At 35.2% G+C, this 17,976-nt stretch carries 15 protein-coding genes and 1 pseudogene; 6 read left to right on the top strand and 10 right to left on the bottom strand.

Features of this window, described 5'->3' with window-relative positions; genetic code table 11:
* The first annotated feature begins 39 nt into the window (after positions 1-39).
* Positions 40-636 carry a hypothetical protein gene (locus OA85_RS04240; RefSeq protein ID WP_039108243.1) on the top strand — a complete coding sequence of 199 codons (597 nt, stop codon included), beginning with the start codon at positions 40-42 and terminating at the stop codon, positions 634-636.
* A gap of 91 nt (positions 637-727) precedes the next feature.
* Here OA85_RS04240 and nhaA read toward each other — a convergent pair whose 3' ends face one another.
* Positions 728-1,900 carry a Na+/H+ antiporter NhaA gene (gene nhaA, locus OA85_RS04235; protein ID WP_039108241.1) on the bottom strand — a complete coding sequence of 391 codons (1,173 nt, stop codon included), beginning with the start codon at positions 1,898-1,900 and terminating at the stop codon, positions 728-730.
* A gap of 123 nt (positions 1,901-2,023) precedes the next feature.
* Here nhaA and OA85_RS04230 point away from each other — a divergent pair.
* Positions 2,024-2,962 (top strand): annotated as a pseudogene (locus OA85_RS04230) (2-hydroxyacid dehydrogenase); the annotation flags it as partial.
* 458 nt (positions 2,963-3,420) lie between these two features.
* A complete protein-coding gene (locus tag OA85_RS04225) occupies positions 3,421-3,702 on the top strand; it encodes a TM2 domain-containing protein (protein ID WP_039108240.1) in 282 nt (93 codons plus the stop codon).
* Between the two features lie 50 nt (positions 3,703-3,752).
* On the opposite strand, the gene OA85_RS04220 is transcribed toward OA85_RS04225, so the two are convergent.
* Entirely contained in the window at positions 3,753-5,555 is a 1,803-nt protein-coding gene (locus OA85_RS04220) for a lysophospholipid acyltransferase family protein (RefSeq protein WP_039108239.1), read from the bottom strand.
* Between the two features lie 202 nt (positions 5,556-5,757).
* Between OA85_RS04220 and OA85_RS04215 the strand changes: the two genes are divergently transcribed.
* The 3 genes from OA85_RS04215 (at position 5,758) to OA85_RS04205 (ending at position 8,818) form a co-directional block, all read left to right on the top strand.
* Entirely contained in the window at positions 5,758-6,519 is a 762-nt protein-coding gene (locus OA85_RS04215) for an exodeoxyribonuclease III (protein WP_039108238.1), read from the top strand.
* A gap of 156 nt (positions 6,520-6,675) precedes the next feature.
* Positions 6,676-7,617 carry a flagellar motor protein MotB gene (locus OA85_RS04210; protein ID WP_039108237.1) on the top strand — a complete coding sequence of 314 codons (942 nt, stop codon included), beginning with the start codon at positions 6,676-6,678 and terminating at the stop codon, positions 7,615-7,617.
* 163 nt (positions 7,618-7,780) lie between these two features.
* A complete protein-coding gene (locus OA85_RS04205; protein WP_039108236.1) occupies positions 7,781-8,818 on the top strand; it encodes an NADP(H)-dependent aldo-keto reductase in 1,038 nt (345 codons plus the stop codon).
* Between the two features lie 69 nt (positions 8,819-8,887).
* Here the strand turns inward: OA85_RS04205 and OA85_RS04200 are convergent, their stop codons facing one another.
* From OA85_RS04200 to panC, 8 genes are all read right to left on the bottom strand, one after another.
* Complete coding sequence (locus OA85_RS04200) at positions 8,888-10,855, bottom strand: transglycosylase domain-containing protein (RefSeq protein ID WP_039108235.1); 1,968 nt, start codon at positions 10,853-10,855, stop codon at positions 8,888-8,890.
* Between the two features lie 207 nt (positions 10,856-11,062).
* Positions 11,063-11,503: a hypothetical protein gene (locus tag OA85_RS04195; protein ID WP_039108234.1), complete on the bottom strand. Its 441-nt coding sequence runs from the start codon at positions 11,501-11,503 to the stop codon at positions 11,063-11,065.
* A 75-nt stretch (positions 11,504-11,578) separates the two neighbouring features.
* Complete coding sequence (locus OA85_RS04190; protein WP_039108232.1) at positions 11,579-11,983, bottom strand: hypothetical protein; 405 nt, start codon at positions 11,981-11,983, stop codon at positions 11,579-11,581.
* A 269-nt stretch (positions 11,984-12,252) separates the two neighbouring features.
* Positions 12,253-13,896, bottom strand: coding sequence for a carboxylesterase/lipase family protein (locus OA85_RS04185; RefSeq protein WP_039108231.1), 1,644 nt, complete (start codon positions 13,894-13,896; stop codon positions 12,253-12,255).
* Between the two features lie 186 nt (positions 13,897-14,082).
* Positions 14,083-15,444, bottom strand: coding sequence for a DNA repair protein RadA (radA, locus tag OA85_RS04180; protein WP_039108230.1), 1,362 nt, complete (start codon positions 15,442-15,444; stop codon positions 14,083-14,085).
* Positions 15,444-16,589: an alpha/beta hydrolase gene (locus tag OA85_RS04175; RefSeq protein ID WP_039108229.1), complete on the bottom strand. Its 1,146-nt coding sequence runs from the start codon at positions 16,587-16,589 to the stop codon at positions 15,444-15,446. The genes radA and OA85_RS04175 overlap by 1 nt, the downstream gene beginning before the upstream one ends.
* Positions 16,590-16,715: 126 nt before the next feature.
* Complete coding sequence (panD, locus tag OA85_RS04170; RefSeq protein ID WP_035668843.1) at positions 16,716-17,066, bottom strand: aspartate 1-decarboxylase; 351 nt, start codon at positions 17,064-17,066, stop codon at positions 16,716-16,718.
* A gap of 14 nt (positions 17,067-17,080) precedes the next feature.
* Positions 17,081-17,959 carry a pantoate--beta-alanine ligase gene (panC, locus tag OA85_RS04165; RefSeq protein WP_039108228.1) on the bottom strand — a complete coding sequence of 293 codons (879 nt, stop codon included), beginning with the start codon at positions 17,957-17,959 and terminating at the stop codon, positions 17,081-17,083.
* Positions 17,960-17,976 lie beyond the last annotated feature (17 nt).

Genomic DNA, 17,976 nt, shown 5'->3' with positions numbered 1-17,976 from the left:
AAATAAACAATTACTAAATAATTAATTTGCATCCTTTAAATGAAAAAAGTAATAGCATTCCTAATTCTGGTATTCAATATAAATGCAACCGCTCAAGAAGTAAGCGTTGAAAAATCAATTTTTGGAGTACATGCTGGATTTGGAGTACACATAGGAATTTGGTTCAATAATGAAAGTAAATTATCAAATAGCATCGCATTACGAAGCGAGATTGGTCTTGAAAAAGATTTTACTGTTGGAGATCATTATGACGGCGCCGGTTTTATTTTGCAACCGGTATTAACAGTAGAGCCCAGATATTATTACAATCTGGAAAAAAGGAATTCAAAAGGTAAAAATACTGCGAATAATAGCGGGAATTATTTCTCCATTAAAACAAGTTATCATCCAGATTGGTTTGTAATAAATTTAGCGGATAATGTAACTAAAACAGCTGATTTAGCAATTGTTCCTACCTGGGGGGTGAAACGTCAAATAGGGATTCATTTTACGTATGAAACCGCTGTAGGATTTGGGTATCGCGTGGTGTATTTGAAAGAGAATTCGGTTAACGGGAATGTTCAAAATGTAGATGGCGCTTATAATAGAAATCAATACATTCCATATGTGCATGTGGGAATTGGCTACATTTTTTAGTAAGAATTGAACCAATCGAATACAGATTGAAAAAAATAAAAAAGGGTGTTTAGTTTTAAAGCTAAACACCCTTTTTTATTGGATAAATCAATTAAACGATTGGTTTAATCTTCCTTTTTTTGATTGGGGTTTTTAAGCTGTATTTCAACCAAAGAAAACCAGCAGTTCCGGCTATAAAGGAAGCAATCAGAATCGCAATTTTAGAATAGGTAATTACTTCTTCGCCGTCATTTTTGAAAGCAAGGAGTGTTATAAATATGGACATCGTAAAACCAATTCCGCCCAACATTCCTGCGCCAATAATAGTTTTCCATTGTAAATCTTTGGGCAAAACACAAATCCCCAGAGTGACACCTAAAAAAGAGAAAAGCCAAATTCCGAGTGGTTTTCCAATAACAAGTCCTAATATGATTCCTATCGTGTTAGGATGGTTCAGTCCTTCATGCCAATTAGAATCTATCGCAATACACGTATTGGCTATAGCGAACAAAGGCAGAATAACAAAGGCTACGGGTTTGTGTAAAAAATGCTGAATTTTATAAGATGATGTTTTTTTGCCGCCATCACCAAACGGAATTACAAAAGCCAATAAAACCCCAGTTATAGTGGCATGCACTCCAGAATTAAGCATGAAATACCACATGGCAACACCGCCAATTAAGTACGGGAATAAACTGTGAACCTTCATTCGATTCAGAATAAACAAACAGCCTAGAATACCAAAGGCTATAAATAAATTTACAAAAGCAATTGTTGCCGTGTAGAATATGGCAATGACAATTATGGAGCCCAAATCATCAATTACCGCTAAGGCAGTTAGAAATACCTTAAGCGATGTAGGAACACGATTTCCTAATAAGGATAAAATACCAATAGCAAAAGCAATGTCCGTAGCCATAGGAATTCCGGCTCCATTTTGTGTAATTGTTCCAAAATTTAGCGCTAAAAAGATTCCGGCAGGAACAACCATCCCACCTAAAGCACCAAAAATAGGCAACGCAGCATTCTTGATACTGGACAATTCACCCTGATAAATTTCACGTTCCAGCTCTAAACCAATTAATAGGAAAAAGATAGTCATCAGTCCGTCATTAATCCAATGTGTAATGGAATGATGCGCCAATTGGGTTTCCCAAAATGCAATATATTCCGTTTGAAAAGGAGAATTAGCAAGACAAAGAGAAAGAATGGTTACAAAGAGTAAAAGTAATCCTCCGGCTTTTTCACTTTCAAAGAATGCCTTGAATGTTTTTGTTAATTTCATTTTTTGAGTTTTATTACTAATGAACTTTTGAGATGTGTCTCAAAAATAGAAAGAATGCTAATTTACACATTTGGGAGCTATTTTTTTGTTAATTTGGGGTACAAAAACTTAGAAACTTTTTTTATGGATATTAAAATCCTTCATATCGATAGCAATAATCCCTTACTTTGGGATCAACTGCAAAATGCTGGTTTTATAAATCACAGTGATTTCACATCATCCAAAGAAGAAATTGAAGCTAAAATTCAAGATTATCAGGGGATTGTTATTCGGAGTCGATTCAAAATTGATAAAACATTCTTGGATAAAGCCATTAATTTGCAATTTATAGCACGCGTAGGAGCAGGTTTAGAAAGCATCGATTGTGAGTATGCATCGTCAAAAAATATTACACTTATAGCAGCACCCGAAGGAAATAAAAATGCAGTAGCCGAGCATACTTTAGGAATGATTTTGTCACTTTTCAATAAATTGAATGAAGCCGATAGCGAGATTAGATCCGGTCACTGGAACAGGGAAAGCAACCGCGGTCATGAACTTGATGGGAAAACGGTTGGGATTATTGGGTACGGAAATATGGGGAAATCATTTGCCAAAAAACTCCGTGGTTTTGATGTGGAAGTGTTGTGTTATGACATTCAGGAAAATGTTGGGGACAGCAATGCCAAGCAAGTTTCATTGGAAGAATTTCAACAAAAAGCAGATGTAGTAAGCCTTCATATTCCGTGGACTCCTGAAACTAATAAAATGGTTGATGCTGATTTTATCAATGGGTTTGCCAAATCCTTTTGGATTATAAATACCTCTCGTGGCAAGAATATTGTCACTGCCGATTTAGTTTCGGCGATGGAATCAGGTAAAATACTTGGAGCCGGTTTAGATGTTTTAGAATATGAGAAATTGTCTTTTGAAACCCTTTTTCAAGATAAAAATACACCGGAGGCTTTCCAGTATTTGTTACAAGCTAAGAATGTAATTCTTTCTCCTCATATTGCCGGTTGGACATTCGAGAGTCATGAACGATTGGCGCAAGTGATTGTAGATAAGATTAAAGCAAAATATTTTGGTCAAGCCAAAGTTAATGAGAAGGAAAAACGGGTTACGGGAATTGGTGGTTTTTTCTTTAAATCAAAGAATCCAAAAGAATTGATAGCTTGGTACGGAAAACACTTGGGTTTAAAAACGGATGATTATGGCGCTGCTTTTTGGTGGAAAGATAAAGACGGGAATGATTGTTCTACCCAATGGTCACCGTTTGCTTACGACACGACTTATTTTGCGCCAAGCGAAAAACAATTCATGCAAAATTTCAGAGTGGATGATTTAGAAAATTTGTTAAAAAAATTATCGGAGGAAGGTGTAACAATTGTGGGTGATATGGAGTCTTATGAGTATGGTAAATTTGGTTGGATTCTGGATGTCGAAGGGAATAAAATAGAACTATGGGAGCCAATTGATAAAGTATTCCAATAATTTTTATACTTTTAATCACTGAAAAACAATCTTATAACAATTAATTTATGGAAAATTCAAAGCATGAAGAATGGAATAATCCAAGACCAGTTTATCAAGACAATAAAAAAATAGCAGCGGGACTTCTTGCTATTCTTTTAGGACCTTTAGGAATTCATAAGTTCCTTTTAGGTTATACTAATGAAGGTATTATATGGTTGGTAATTAGTTTGTGTACTTGTGGAACAGTAACAGGTGTATTAGGTTTAATTGAGGGAATTATATATTTAACAAAATCAGATGAAGAGTTTTATCAAACCTATCAGGTTGGTAAAAAAGCTTGGTTTTAAAGCATAAAAAATCCCGATTTAAAATCGGGATTTTTTTATATAATCTGAAATCAATCTTCTTTATCGTTCAGTTTTCTTTCCAGTTCGGCTTGGTATTCTTCCATTACCGGTTTCATGGTGCTTTCCGGAATATCCGCTATTCTCAAGTAGATTAATCCATCAATAGCATTGTTGAATAACGGATCAACATTAAAAGCGACCAAACGGGCATTTTGCTTGATGTATTTTTTAATTAAAACAGGCAAACGAAGTACGCCAGGTTCTAATTCGTCAATGATTTTGTCAAATTTATTCAAATCGGCATCTGTTTCGTTGAATACAAAATCTTTGTCGGCATCCTTTAGTTTTACTTTATATTCCTTTTTAGGATGAATATATTGCGCAATGTAAGGATCATAATAGTGTGATTTCATAAACTCAATCATCAAAGATTTTGAAAAATCTGAGAATTGATTGCTGATACTTACACCACCCAATAAAAATTTGTGCTCCGGATAATGCAAGGTGGTATGAATAATTCCGCGCCACAACAAGAACAATGGCATTGGTCTTTGTTGGTATTCTTTAATGATGAATGCTCTTCCCATTTCAATGGATTTGTGCATCATGTCGTGTAATTCAGGTTCAAAACGAAAAAGACTGTTTAAATAAAAACCATCTATTCCATACTTAGGATATATTTCTGCCCCTAAGCCCATTCTATAGGCTCCGGCAATCTTTTTAGTATCATCGTCCCACAAAAAAAGATGGTGGTAATATTGATCGTATTTGTCTAAGTCAATCGATTCGTTAGTTCCTTCACCTACTTCTCTAAAAGTAATTTCTCTCAATCGACCAATCTCATGAAGGATATTTGGAATCTTATTGGCTTCGGCAAAAAACACTTCGTAGTTTTTACTTTGCAAAAGCCTGCAATCCGTACTTCTCAATGCATTTACTTCGGCAATCATTTTTTCTCCATTTGCAGGAGTAACGATTTGCTTTGGACTTTTTGGACTTTTTAAACTGGACGTATTTAAAAAATTATTTTCTTTTTCAAATGGATTGGCAAGCATATAGGTTTTCTTTCTCAAGAACTCTGTGTACTCTTCAATGGTTTTATGTTCGTTTTGTTCATTTACCGAAATAGGTTTTCCAATACGTACTTTTATCACACGATTCTTCTGGCTAAACACTTCCGATGGTAATTTAGCGGTACGTAATGTGCCGCCAATTTTTGAAAGCATATAGAAAAACCGACTGTTTTTCGCATGAAAATAAATAGGAACAACAGGGACTTGGGCTTTTCTGATAACTTTTATGGCGCCTTCTTCCCACGGTTTGTCAACCATTAATTTTCCGTCCTTATACGTAGAAACTTCCCCTGCAGGAAACATTCCTAAGGGCTTTCCGTCGCTTAAATGGCGCAAGGTTTCTTTTATTCCTACAACACTAGATTTGGCATCCTTATGGTTTTCAAAAGGATTAACCGGCATGATGTATTTCTTGAGTGGCTCAATTCGATGCAAAAGAAAATTGGCGATAATTTTGAAATTAGGTTCTTTGTCAAGCATTAATTTCAATAATAAAACACCGTCAATTCCTCCCAAAGGATGATTTGAAATCGTGATGTAAGCGCCTTCTTTTGGCAAGCGCTTTAAGTCTTCTTCAGGAATTTCGAATTTTATTTGTAAATCATCCAATATTCCATTGAGGAAATCAACATCTTTCAAATGCTTGTTTCTGTCGTATACTTTGTTTAAGGTAGAAATTTTTAGCACCTTCATAAGCAACCATCCAGAAAAAGTACCCAGAACTCCATACTTATCAGCATTTATTGCTTTTGCAACTTCTTTGGCGGTAACTAAACCCATGTATTTTTTATTTTTAAGGCAAGAAACAAAGATAGCAAAAAACTCCATTTTCTCTCTTTTTCTGAACCAAACTTATACTTTTTTATTACATTTGAAACCCACATAAAAAATAATATGTTTCTTTCGATAAAATTAAAAAGTGGGTTCCTGAAAACTTTAGGCTAACAATAATTTATCGAATCAAACTCAAAAAAATACTTTAATGAGAATTATTTCATACAACGTCAACGGAATAAGAGCCGCCATTTCAAAAGGATTTATAGACTGGTTACAGCACGCAAACCCGGATATTATTTGTCTACAGGAAATTAAAGCTACCGAAGACCGAATCCCGGTAGATGATATCACAAAGGCGGGTTATCCATACCAATATTATTATTCAGCTACCAAAAAAGGGTATAGTGGTGTGGCCATTTTATCAAAGATCAAGCCCAATAATGTCGTTCATGGAACCGGAATTCACCACATGGATTTTGAAGGAAGAAACCTTCGGGCTGATTTTGATGGGTTTTCTGTGATGAGTTTGTACTTGCCATCGGGGACAAATATCGAGCGATTAGACCATAAATTTATGTTCATGGATGATTTTCAGACTTACATTGACGAACTCAAAAAAGAAACGCCAAACCTGATTATCTGTGGGGATTACAACATTTGTCACGAAGCAATTGATATTCACGATCCCATCAGAAACAAAACCGTTTCGGGATTTTTGCCACAAGAAAGAGCTTGGCTTGATGGATTCATGAAGTCCGGATTTGTGGATAGTTTCCGCCATTTCAACAGTGAACCACACCAATATTCGTGGTGGAGTTACCGCGCCGGAGCAAGAGGAAACAACAAGGGTTGGCGCATTGATTACAATTTAGTTAGCGACACCTTAAAACATAAATTAAAAAGAGCCGTTATTTTATCAGACGCAGTGCATTCAGACCATTGCCCTATTTTGGTAGAAATGGAGTAATATTTTCTGGAGCTATTTCCCGCTATCCGTTGCAATCTTGTTGTTTTTAAAGAAAAAACAACAAGGATTTTCACTTTTATCGGGGCTAGGGCATCCGAATATAATTTGCGTTTTGCTTTCAAAACAACAGTAGAAACAACATAAATACCAATAAAAATGATAAAAAGAGTTTCCATCGGATTACTAGTATTGGCACTTTCAACATCCTGTGTATCCAAGAAAATATACAATGATTTAGAAAGCAAGTACACCGATTCCAAAAAAGAAAACAGAAGATTAATGGATGAGAATGAAGATCTTTTAAAGGCTAAAAATCAATTAGAACTAGACCGAAGTGCTTTAACATCAGATTTAAGTAAATCAAAATCGGAACTGGAAAAATTGAAAGCCGATTATGCAGCCGCCCAAAATAAATTTAAAGTGTTGCAGGATTCCTATGCAGCTTTAGAAAAAAATAGCAGTGACGCTTTGCAAAACAACATGAAGAAAAATCGTGATTTGCTGGATCAATTAGACGAGAAAGGAAAGGCGTTAGCATTAGAACAAGAGCGTTTAAACAAAAGCGCACAACGTTTAGATGAGTTGGAATCCTTGATTGCTGCCAAAGAAGCCAGCATGAAAAAACTAAAAGAAACGCTGTCTAAAGCCTTGAATAGCTTTGAAGGAAAAGGGTTGACTGTTCAACAAAAAAATGGAAAAGTATATGTTTCCATGGAAAACAAACTGCTTTTCAATTCTGGAAGCTGGGCAGTGGGTTCCGAAGGTAAAAAGGCAGTAGTAGAGTTAGGAAAAGTTTTGGGTGATAACCCGGAAATTTCGGTTCTTATTGAAGGACATACGGATGACGATGCTTTTACAGCTTCAGGACCAATTGCAGACAACTGGGATTTATCCACTAAAAGGGCCACCGCAATTGTTGCCATTTTAAGTGAAAACAAGAAAATCAATAAGGAAAACTTAACCGCTGCAGGTAGAGGAGAATTTTCTCCTTTGGCAAGCAATTCAACCGCTGAAGGAAAAGCAAAAAACCGCAGAATCGAAATTATTTTGACACCAAGATTAGATGAGATTTCTAAAATGTTGAATGATATCAATTAAATAGAAGTAAAGGTTTAAAAATACAAAGGTTCAAAGTTTTACTTTGGACCTTTTTTATTGTCAAAATGTATAAACGTTTCCAAAATTTCTGTTAACTGGAAACCAAAACAATAAACTAATTTTATCTTTGTTTTTGAAAAATTAAAATACAATTCCCTTAATTATGAAATATACTACTTTACCGAATACCGATATAAAAGTCAGCAAAATTTGCCTTGGAACCATGACTTTTGGACAACAAAATACAGAAGCTGACGGTCATGCCCAAATGGATTATGCTTTAGAAAACGGAGTTAATTTCTTTGATACCGCCGAAATGTATTCTGTTCCAGCACGTCAGGAAACCTACGGAAGTACAGAGAAAATTCTTGGAACCTGGTTCAAAAAATCAGGCAAAAGAGAAGAAGTAGTTTTGGCTTCAAAAATTGCGGGACCAAATCCTAATTTCACATACATGCGGGAGAAAAATGATTTTTCGCCAGCCAGTATCAAGTTTGCATTAGACCAAAGTTTACAACGCTTGCAAACCGATTATCTTGATGTGTATCAGTTGCATTGGCCAGAACGCAAAACTAATTTTTTTGGGCAACGCGGTTTCAAAGTGCAGGAAGATGCTTGGGAAGATAATATTCACAATGTTCTCGAAACCTTAGACGGTTTTGTCAAAGAAGGAAAAATCAAACACATTGGACTTTCTAATGAAACGCCTTGGGGAATTATGCGTTTTCTGGAAGAAAGCAAATACCATAATTTGCCAAAAATAAAAACGATTCAAAATCCGTATTCGTTACTCAACAGACTTTTTGAAGCGGGTTCCGCTGAGATTTGTATGCGAGAAAATGTGGGATTATTGGCGTATTCACCAATGGCTTTTGGTGTTTTGTCGGGTAAATTTCTAACTGGCGAAAGTCTTCCAAATGCGAGAATCAATTTGTTCCCACAATTTTCAAGATACAACAGCGAACAATGTTATGAAGCTACTCGATTGTACCAGGAAATTGCCAAGAAAAACGGATTGACCTTGACTGAATTGTCTTTGGCATTCATAGAGCAACAGCCGTTTGTAACCAGCACGATTATTGGCGCCACCACAATGGAACAATTAAAAGAAAATATTGATACAATTCATATTTCACTTTCTGATGAAATCTTAAAAGCAATTGACGAAGTTCAAGCGGTAATTCCTGATCCGGCACCATAATTTGTTGAAAAGATAAAGTAATTTATAAAAAACCCTGTCAGAGTTTTGAACCCTGACAGGGTTTTTTAATTAAAGATCAAATTCTTCGTCAACTGCCAAAGAATCGATTTTTATTTGTGTGGTATCTTGAGCTTTTATCCTTAGAAAAGATTTTGCAGGCCCTGAAATTAGGATAGGTTGCGTTTTATAAATGGTGTCGTCAGGACTCAAAAGCCCTCTTCTAAACATGATATTGGTTAAAAAAGACTCTTGTTTCATGGCAAAATCTTTCAGCATCCCTTGGTCATTAAACTGGTACATGAATTTTCTTGGACTCGGAATAATTCGGGCAAGATAAAGGCATTCATTTAAATTCAATTCTGAAGGACTCTTCTGGAAGTAAAACCGACTCGCTTCGCCAATTCCATATACATTTGGCCCCCATTCGATAATATTAAAATAGACTTCCAGCATGCGTTCCTTGCTTACGATTCTGTTATTTTCCAGGATGTAAACCAATAAAATTTCTTCCAGTTTTCGCGAGACTGTTTTTTCTCGGGTAAGAAAAACATTCTTTATCAACTGCATGCTGATGGTACTGGCACCACGGGAAAACTTTTTGGTTTTTATATTTTTAACAATGGATTGCTTGAATGCTTCGTTAATAAAACCATGATGTGAAAAGAACGAAGGGTCTTCGGTTGTTAAAACACATTTTCTTAAATAAGGGGAAATTTGGTCTAAAGGCGTATAATTAGGGTTTGCTGAGCCAACTAAAATTGGGCGTTGCAATACATTTTTTATAAGTGCCCGATAAATAAATTCTCCATTGAGTTTATTAAGATCTGCTTCGCCGTATTTTGTAATTTTTAGATTTTCTTTATTCAACTTACTGTCAAAAACCAGTTGGTTGGGTTTGTTTTTATTGAACATAAAATTCAAATTGTAGTCAAAATTGCCTTCGGCTTCCATTCCCTGAAAATGGGTGAATAAGCCATCAGGAAGCGAAGAGATAAAGTCCTGTGCTTTCATTTTTGGGATGGCTACTTTGAGCTTGAAGATAGTATCTTCCTCGGTTTCATAAGCCACATAAGGATGGAATTTCACTTTATTGAATTGAACTGTTGAAGTACTGTCTATTGAAATGAAATCAGAACCCAATAAGAATCGGTAATCAAATTTAGCATTTTTGATTACTACATCTTTACTGGCAATTTTTGGATGATTTACTTTTAAATTGGCAATAGCCATAAAACCATCGATATGAAGTTCGTCACCATCTTTATCGATGTTTTCAATATTCAACCGTATGGATTCAAAGCTCGATTTCAAATTGAAACGTTCGTCAAAATAAGGAACTTTAATGGCGCCAGTATCAATATTTACGAAACGAATATCGGCTTTTTTATTTCTTGGATCTGCAAATCCCTTGATTTTCCAACGTTGTGTAAAGGTATTGGTTTGGACTTTTATTGAAGTTTCAAGCTGCTTGTTGACCAATCTCAATTTTTGTAAATTAATCATCGCTTTTTTTCCGTTGTCATCCAGTCGAAACGAAAGATTGTCCAAAACCATATCGGTTGGAACTAAATTCAGCGCTTTCGAGATGATTCTGTAGGCAAATTGAGCGTAATCTCTTTTTTCGTTCCCTATTTCTGTTTGTTTGTCTTTTTTTAGAAAAGCATCAAAATTTCTCACTTTTCCTTTCTTTACGAGCTGTACAAAACCATTCTTGATTTCTAAAGTTCCCAGTTGCACATTGCCTACTAATAATTGCCATATATTGACACTCGTTTTCAGTTTTTGTATTTTAAAAAGGGTATCGGCATTTTTTGGCGCTAATACTACATCAGAAAGATTTACCCCTGAGATTCCGTCAAAAGAAGCTTTTTTTACTGAAAAAGTACTGTTGTAATCGACTTCCATTTCATTAGAAACCTTAGCAATGGTTTGCTGTAAAACCGCATCACGAAAGATGTAAAAAGCAACAATTAGAGCTACAAATACTACACAAAGTATTTTTGTCGCTAGAATTATTTTTTGTTTTCCGGTTTTCATAAACAGTTTCGTATTTGATAAAAATTCTAAAATAGATAGTACTTAGAATCTAGCGTATAAAGAAAAGGAAAATAATACAAAAGGAAATTTTTTTATGGTTTTCTTTAGAATTTTGATGCGTAAAAACGATTTATTTTCTTTAAAAAGCATGAAAAAACTACAACCTAAAAGTATTGTAGTTTCTAAATTTGTTTTAGGGTATTTAAATTAGCTTTTCGGCTTTGGTTCTTTGTATTCAAATGGGTTATAGAATCGTCTGACTTTTTCCACAATTTCATTTAAGGTCATTTTATCTGCTGTTTCCACTGATTTTAGTTTTCCGGGTTCAATTAAGTTTTCATCCATTAATTTTTGTTCCAGTTTTGTTTTGGTTTGTGCCGGACCAAAAACAATAAGTTCATCCGATTTTTTAACATAAGATAGTACTGATTTTATAAAATAATCCAGTTCTTGTTTTTTTCGGGTATCAAATTTTTTATCGCTATCGCCATGATGACTTCCCGAAAAAGTTCCTTTATTGCCTTCTTTGTTGTGATAAACGCTGTTTTCAACATCAGAATCTATTTCGGTAATTTTTTCTGTATCACCATCAAGAGCAACAATTATTGCTTTTGAGGAGTCTATCCAAATGCCAGTTTGCTTTTTCATGTCTTTGATTTTTTATGTTAAAGTAGATTGTTTTAAAACAGCTTTGTTTTGATTCAAAAAAGATTTAATCACCTATTATTTTATCAGAATAGCGCTTAGTTGACTTATGAAAACATGTTCTGATTTATTTTTTTCTAAAAAAGAACTTGCAATGGCATTTGCAGTTTTAAGAATCAAGGTGATAACCTCTGGGGTAAACAAATGGTCATGCTCTTTTCTGAAAATTTTAAAATCAGGAATTACTTGTTCAGTGTCCCATTTATTGGCTACAAGCCAGTCAAAAACAATTTCAATTTCATAGGCTGTGTCGTCTCCAAATTCATTAAAAGTATTTTCAAGCGGAAGCCATTCTGTTTTTACAATTTCTTTGAGTTGTGCGATTTCCTCTTTTCGAATAGTTTTATCTATGGCCGCAATACAATAAAACACTTTTCCTAAGTGTTCATAGAGGTGAGTCATAGTTTGGTGTGATGGTTTCATTTTTCAATCTTTAGATAAAAAAACAACACATAAATTTACAACAAAATAATGAATCTCATTCTGGATTTTCATTTTTTATTAAGTAGTATTTTTATTTTATTGTGTATAATCGCTTGATTTTCAAATAAAATGAAAATAATCATTCAGATTGACTCGGAGTAATTATGGCTTTTTCTTATGAATAGAAATCGTACTAATTATAATTATGTGGGCATAAAAAAAAGGATGCCGTTTTTAATGACATCCTCTTTTTTGCAAAAGCAGTAAAATTATTTTTTCGAATATTCTTTTTCTAAAAATAAGTAGCGTGCTTCATTTTCTGCTTTTTTTGATTTTGAATTTACATCAATAACCATAATTTCTGGATTTTCTTCATTTTTTGCGATAGGCCAAATAGGAAGCTTATCACCGTTTGGATTTCCTGTTTTAATGAAGTTGGCAAAAAAGTTCATCATTGTATCCGAAACTTTATAATCATCGTCTGTCCAAGCATAATTTTTATTAGATGCTAAATTCCCCATAGCATATTCTATTTCTGCAGAGTGAACCGCCCCTTTTGGTATAGGTGCTTTTGGAGTGTTTTTGTCTTTTTTAATGACACCGCCTGCAAGAGCGGCTTCAAGTTCATTGTCGCGCATTTCGGGTCTTGGGTGTGCATAATAATAACGATATACAGGCTGTGTACTGTTTTTTCGATGCAAATCAAACCATTTCCAAGTGCTGTAGGCAATAAAACGGTCTCCTGCCAAATCGGTGGCAGATTGTTCCGTTACGTCAGGAGTTCCAGCAGGATATAATTTCAATACTTCATCCGCTTTGTTGCCATATAATTCCTTTATTTTTTGAATATAACTGTCATTGTCTAAGTCTTTTCCCATTGTTAAAGCGCGGTAGTTCATTTCCTCTGAATTCCATCCCAATAATAAAGGAACCATAGCTTGTTGTTTGGCTTCAAAAATTTCCGGTAACGATTTTGGTAAAAAATAGCCGTCAATGGTTGTTTTAAAAACACCTAAACTTGTTCCAACTGATTTTTGATACAGCTCAAAAGTGGACATAGCACGAAGGTCTTTTAAGGATGAAGCACCAATTTTTTTGGCAAAATCGAGACCTGTTTTTTCGCCTTCGACCAAAGGAACTGGAGATAAAGTAGGGAAAATGGAACCGCCGCTTTCGCCAATAGCTCCTGCGATAAGTCCTTTTGATAATGGAGAAGCCATTTGAGCGCTCACGGCAATTGAACCTGCTGATTCTCCTGCAATAGTGACGCGTTTTGGGTCACCTCCAAATTTTGAAATATTGGCCTGCACCCACTTTAAGGCAGCATTTTGATCTAATAATCCGTAGTTTCCTGAAGCGTGATTTGGAGATTCTTTAGTCAATTCTGGGTGGGAGAAAAATCCCCAAATCCCTAATCTATAGTTTACGGTTAGCGTTACAATTCCTTTTTTGGCCATATTTTCGCCATCATAACGATTTTCGGAACCATCACCAGCGGCAAAACCACCCCCGTAGAAATAGACTAAAACAGGAAGTTTTTCATTGGCAGATTTAGCTGGAGACCAAACATTAAGATATAAGCAATCTTCGCTCGTCCCGTCACTTCTAAAACCCATATCGCCAAATACATTGGACTGGATTGCTCTTGGTCCAAATTTTTTCGTTTGTTTTACTCCGACCCAATTCGTTAAAGCTTGAGGCGCTTTCCATCGTAAATTACCCACTGGTGGCTGTGCAAAGGGAATTCCTTTGAAGCTTTGAATGTTTGTTTTTACATCAAATTCGCCTTCTATAATTCCGTTTGCAGTGGTTATCTGAACAGGGAAAGCATTTTGATTTTCGGCATGCTGCGCTTGTGAAAAGAAGGGAATTGCCAGTAGCATAAACCCAATGCATTTTATTTTTAGATTCATAATTTATGTGTTTTATCGTGTAATGTTATTTGTTTTCATAAAGGATAAATAGTTACAAGTAAAAACTAAATAAGACACTCATTTCACTTATTTCCTGAATTCTGTTATAAATCTGAAGCTAATTTGTGTTTACATAGCTGATTGTGAAATGCTTTGCTTAGTGTTTTTATGGGAGTAAATCGAGTCTTATCCAAATAATTCACTAGCGATGTCTTCAATCTTTGCAACCAATCGAATTTTAATTCCCGTGTTTTTCAAGGCAATTTTATTATATTTCGAAACGAAAATGGTCGAAAATCCTAATTTTTCGGCTTCCTGAATGCGTTGGTCCACGCGGTTTACAGGACGAATTTCACCGGAAAGTCCCACTTCGCCAGCAAAACAAAAATCTTTATTTACAGGAATGTCTTCATTCGAAGATAAAATGGCAGCAACAACGGCTAAGTCTATCGCAGGATCATCTACAGATATTCCTCCGGTTACGTTGAGGAAAACATCTTTGGCGCCAAGCCTGAAACCAGCTCTTTTCTCTAAAACGGCCAGAATCATATTTAGTCTTTTGGCGTTATAACCTGTTGTGCTGCGTTGCGGAGTTCCGTAAACTGCGGTACTTACTAAGGATTGAATTTCGATCATTAAAGGACGCATGCCTTCAAGAGTGGAGGCAATTGCAGTTCCTGATAATTCCTCGTCTTTGTGTGAAATCAATATCTCCGAAGGATTCGAAACTTCGCGCAAACCGTTGCCTAACATTTCATAAATACCAATTTCAGCAGTGGAACCGAAACGGTTTTTCAACGAACGTAAAATACGATACACATGATTTCTGTCGCCTTCAAATTGCAAAACCGTGTCGACCATGTGTTCCAGAATTTTTGGTCCTGCAATATTTCCGTCTTTGGTAATATGACCAATTAGAATCACGGGAATATTGGTTTCTTTGGCAAATTTTATCAGTTCGGCCGTAGTTTCGCGTATTTGAGAAATACTTCCCGGGGTAGATTCGATATAATCCGTATGAAGCGTTTGAATGGAATCGATAATCACGATTTCAGGTTGTATGGCTTCAATTTGTTTAAAGATATTTTGGGTTTTGGTTTCAGTAAGTATATAACAATTGTCTCCGCTTGGCGTGATTCTTTCGGCACGCATTTTTATTTGTTTCTGACTTTCTTCGCCCGAAACATACAAGGTTTTATAAGGTAGTTTTAAAGATATTTGAAGTAAAAGGGTACTTTTTCCAATGCCGGGTTCACCGCCTAAAAGAATCAAAGAACCGGGAACTATTCCGCCACCAAGTACGCGATTGAGTTCGCCGTCAGTAGTATCCATGCGGATTTCCTGAGTGGAATCAATTTCGTTTATTTTTAATGGTTTTGGTGCTTTATTACTGGAAGTTGGTTCGCTTTTCCAAGCTACTTTTTCTTGTTTTTGAATGATTTCTTCCGCTATAGTATTCCATTCTTTACAGGAATTGCATTGTCCTTGCCATTTGGCATATTGCGCTCCACAGTTCTGACAAAAAAAAGTAGTTTTTACTTTTGACATTATTTTTTTGGTGTTAGACTTTTCATATCGTCATATTTTTGGTACATCATATCTTTGGTCAAAGATCCAATTTCTTCTAATTGTGAAGCGGACTGATATAATTTTGCTGCTTTTTTAGCATCACCCATTTTTTCATACATAAGCCCTAATTCATAATTGGCAAGCATGGATTTTGGATAATTTTTCTTGGCAATATCAGAGAGTTTATCTAATTCTTGATAGGCTTTGTTTTTTAGAATTGCCGCTTCAATTGCTTTGAAATCATTGATTCGAATGGGGATTTTTAAGCCTAAATTTTTTGACATAACATCGTATTTATTCGTCAAATAATCTACATAGCCAGCTTGAAGTATAGCAATTTTATCGGCGTATTCAGTTGATGAAATTGGTTTGTAGGAGTCGAAAAACTGATACAAAGCATTTGGTATCGAATAAAGTACGAGTGAATAATGTGACGCTCCTTTGAAATTATCAAATTTGTAATTGACTAAAGGATTTGTAACTAGCTTCATATTTTGGTCGAGGCTTTTTATAGGCTCCTGAAGTTGTTTTACATCACCGTCTCCTGTGGATTGGTAATAGAATATAGCTTGTTTTGTATTCGAAAGTTTTTCTGGGATGCGGTTTTCCATTTCAGGAGCCAGTTCTGGACTTAAAGAAATATAGGCGTTAAATAATGGCGCGTCTTTGTATAGAAAAAAGTTTAAAAACCCTGCTGTGGTATCATGTCCCGCAATAATTCGGAAGGGTGCGGTACGGTATTTTTTTTCGAGATAAGGAAGTAATTCACCACCGATAAATTCAAAAAAATCAGCTCCTTTTCCTGAGGGAACTCCATCTGCAGCATCATAATTACTGTCGTCTACTCGTTCGTCTTTTTTATTTTGGTTGATACCAACAACTATTGTTTCCGGCAAATCATCCCAATAGGCACCATAGTTTAAAGCACCATAAAAGGGGTCAAACAAGTAGTCACCATCAAGTAAAATGAGTATTGGATATCTTTTGTTTGGATTTTTCTCATAGGACGGCGGTAATCCAATTGTGATTTCCCGGCTTCCTAATTTGTTTGAATCGAAAGGGAGTGTTGTTTTTTGAGAAAATACTGAAATAGAAAAGAGTAAAAAGAGTACTACTTGTTTCATGATTTGGGTGTTTTAGAAATTAAATTTATTCTAAATGGAGTAGCAATATACTACTTTTATTAAAATAGAAATAGCAAAAAACACTACAGTTCAAAAAAGCAAACAATTTGTTTTTATTCTAAAAATCTAGGTCAATGAATTGTCATTTTCATTTGGAAAAATAATCCACGGCTTGAAGGTTTTGGCTTCTTCAAATTCTAAAGTGGCATATGAAATGATAATGATGATATCGTCTTTTTGTACTTTTCGAGCAGCCGGACCATTTAGGGTAATGATACCTGAATTTTTCTCGCCTTTGATAGCATAAGTATCAAAGCGTTCCCCATTGTTGATGTTTACGATGGAGACTTTTTCACCTTCAATAATGTTAGAAGCATCTAGTAAAGCTTCGTCAATAGTAATGCTTCCGATATAATTTAAATCGGCTCCAGTTACTTTTACTCGGTGTATTTTTGATTTTACGACTTGAATTTGCATGCTACAAAAGTAAATTAATTTAATGAAATGGTATCAATCAAACGAATATTGTTGACAAAAACGGCAATAAAAGCGCGGTATTTCTTATTTGGTTCTTTTATTGCGCTGGGCAATAGTGTTTCCTCATCGGCAATTACAAAATATTCTAATGCGAAAAGGGTGTTGTTTTCGAAAGCTTTTTTAACCCATTCCGTTACTGATTCGGGACTTTCTGTTTGAAATTTTTCTTTCGCAATTGTTAGTGTTTTGTAGATTATTGCGGCTTCTTCTCTTTCATGTGAGGATAAACGTTCATTTCGGGAGCTCATAGCCAGATGGTTGGGTTCCCTGTAAATTGGACAACCAATTACATTTACTTTCAAGTTGGCTTTAGCAACCATTTTTTTGACGATTTGCAATTGTTGAAAATCTTTCTCGCCAAAATAGGCGTTTGTAGGTGCTACAATTTCAAAAAGACGTTTTACAATAGTGCCAACACCATTAAAATGTCCGGGTCTGAATTCTCCTTCCATTTGGTTTTCTAATCCGTCAAAATCAAAGGATTGTGATAGTGGCTGCCCATCATAAATATCTTCGACAGTTGGAGCATACAAGATAATTTTTGGATTCAAAGCAGTAAGTTTTTTCACATCTTCTTCTAAAGTCCTTGGGTATTTTGCTAAATCTTCCGGATTGTTAAATTGAGTAGGATTTACAAAAATACTCACTACAGTATTTTCATTTTCCAATAGCGATTTTTGCATTAAAGCCAAATGACCTTGATGTAAAGCGCCCATAGTTGGAACGAATCCAATGGTGGAATTTGAAGTTTTGATAGATTTCAAATAGTCTCTCAAAGCTGCTTTTCCATAGAAAATATGCATGGTGGTATTATTAAAATTAAATGCAAACATAATATTTTAGTTAATAA

This window comes from Flavobacterium sp. AED, assembly GCF_000812945.1.
GTDB lineage: Bacteria > Bacteroidota > Bacteroidia > Flavobacteriales > Flavobacteriaceae > Flavobacterium.
The sequence above is the reverse complement of the archived record's forward strand: the minus strand, read 5'-3'. Positions and strand labels throughout refer to the sequence as shown.

Excerpts from the sequence above, each read along its gene's own strand:
- OA85_RS04220 (WP_039108239.1), bottom strand. The coding sequence starts at position 5,555 with ATGGGTTTAGTTACCGCCAAAGAAGTTGCAAAAGCAATAAATGCTGAT.
- OA85_RS04210 (WP_039108237.1), top strand. The coding sequence starts at position 6,676 with ATGATAAAAAGAGTTTCCATCGGATTACTAGTATTGGCACTTTCAACA.
- OA85_RS04240 (WP_039108243.1), top strand. The coding sequence starts at position 40 with ATGAAAAAAGTAATAGCATTCCTAATTCTGGTATTCAATATAAATGCA.
- panD (WP_035668843.1), bottom strand. The coding sequence starts at position 17,066 with ATGCAAATTCAAGTCGTAAAATCAAAAATACACCGAGTAAAAGTAACT.
- OA85_RS04215 (WP_039108238.1), top strand. The coding sequence starts at position 5,758 with ATGAGAATTATTTCATACAACGTCAACGGAATAAGAGCCGCCATTTCA.
- OA85_RS04185 (WP_039108231.1), bottom strand. The coding sequence starts at position 13,896 with ATGAATCTAAAAATAAAATGCATTGGGTTTATGCTACTGGCAATTCCC.
- OA85_RS04195 (WP_039108234.1), bottom strand. The coding sequence starts at position 11,503 with ATGAAAAAGCAAACTGGCATTTGGATAGACTCCTCAAAAGCAATAATT.
- OA85_RS04205 (WP_039108236.1), top strand. The coding sequence starts at position 7,781 with ATGAAATATACTACTTTACCGAATACCGATATAAAAGTCAGCAAAATT.
- nhaA (WP_039108241.1), bottom strand. The coding sequence starts at position 1,900 with ATGAAATTAACAAAAACATTCAAGGCATTCTTTGAAAGTGAAAAAGCC.
- OA85_RS04175 (WP_039108229.1), bottom strand. The coding sequence starts at position 16,589 with ATGAAACAAGTAGTACTCTTTTTACTCTTTTCTATTTCAGTATTTTCT.
- OA85_RS04190 (WP_039108232.1), bottom strand. The coding sequence starts at position 11,983 with ATGAAACCATCACACCAAACTATGACTCACCTCTATGAACACTTAGGA.
- OA85_RS04225 (WP_039108240.1), top strand. The coding sequence starts at position 3,421 with ATGGAAAATTCAAAGCATGAAGAATGGAATAATCCAAGACCAGTTTAT.
- radA (WP_039108230.1), bottom strand. The coding sequence starts at position 15,444 with ATGTCAAAAGTAAAAACTACTTTTTTTTGTCAGAACTGTGGAGCGCAA.
- panC (WP_039108228.1), bottom strand. The coding sequence starts at position 17,959 with ATGTTTGCATTTAATTTTAATAATACCACCATGCATATTTTCTATGGA.
- OA85_RS04200 (WP_039108235.1), bottom strand. The coding sequence starts at position 10,855 with ATGAAAACCGGAAAACAAAAAATAATTCTAGCGACAAAAATACTTTGT.